Source organism: Rhodopirellula maiorica SM1, from assembly GCF_000346295.1.
Classification (GTDB): domain Bacteria; phylum Planctomycetota; class Planctomycetia; order Pirellulales; family Pirellulaceae; genus Novipirellula; species Novipirellula maiorica.
Genome location: NZ_ANOG01000459.1, coordinates 1 through 1,138, shown reverse-complemented (window position 1 = coordinate 1,138; position 1,138 = coordinate 1). Strand labels below are relative to the sequence as shown.

At 54.3% G+C, this 1,138-nt stretch carries 1 protein-coding gene; it reads left to right on the top strand.

Annotated elements, in window-relative coordinates; translation table 11 throughout:
- A partial coding sequence (locus RMSM_RS14465) for a DUF1559 family PulG-like putative transporter (RefSeq protein WP_040766701.1) occupies positions 1 to 1,041 on the top strand: 1,041 nt, incomplete at its 5' end.
- Between the last annotated feature and the right edge of the window lie 97 nt (positions 1,042 to 1,138).

The window sequence follows — 1,138 nt, the reverse complement described above, 5'->3', positions numbered from 1 at the left end:
GAGGCTGCACGCCGCAATCAATGCAGCACCCAATTGAAGAACTTGGCGCTCGCAGCAATCCAGCACGAAAACGCAAAGGGTGAGTTGCCTGGGTACATCAACGATTTCGGCACTTTCGCTACAGGCCCTGATCCATCGGCTGAAGTCGCTGGCGGAACTGATCCTGCAACCCATCGAAAGATCGGAACTTGGGCGGTTGCGCTTTTGCCATGGCTTGACGCACAACCGACCTACGAGCAGTGGAGCGAAGATCGTTACCCTGTGATCGATGGAACCAAAGCGTTCCATCCTAAGGCGGCGCCAAACTTGGCGATCCTGCAATGCCCGAGCAATCCAAACAGCGACGCCCCAATGGGCAGCAATAGCTATGTTTCCAACAACGGAACTCCGCAAAAAGCATCAGGGGCAACAGGAACCCCACCACCAATGGACATCACGTTCACTCAATCGCAAGATCGAGCCAATGGTGCATTCAACAACAAGTATGCCGGAAGCGGTCCTGTTGCAACCGGCCCCGCCGTTCGTTTGGATGACTTCAAAGACGGCCAAGGTAACACGATGCTGTTCTCCGAAAATGTCCAAGCACAACCTTGGCATCAAGCGGGAATCACTGCGGGATCAACTCTTGAAGTTGCCGCGGTAACCGACGAGATTGCTTACCCAACTAACTCTCGTTACTTCCAAGGAATGGTTTGGCATTACGAAGACGACAACCCCGCACCGGGCAGCGGATGGAATTTCCTGAGCACTACTGCGGCAGTAACCCCGGACCCCGTTGATCCGCTTCATAAAATTAATGGTGGCGGCACCGGACCAAGCCAGGACATCTTCACGCTTCAGATGAACTCGACCAACGCAATTGACTTGGCTCGCCCCTCGTCGGCTCACGTTGATGGTGTCAACGCGGGAATGGCAGACGGTGGAACGCGTTTCATCGGCGAAGGCATCGACTATCGCGTTTACCAAGCTCTGTTGACCCCACGCGGCAAGAGCAGCAGTGTGCCATGGCCTGAATTCGTCCTGAGCGATGACGATTATTAATCGATAACGAATCGTCGACTTGTCGGCGACAATCGCACGAAATCAAACCGAAGCCCCGATGACATCCAATGTCATCGGGGCTTTTTTCGTTTGAGGG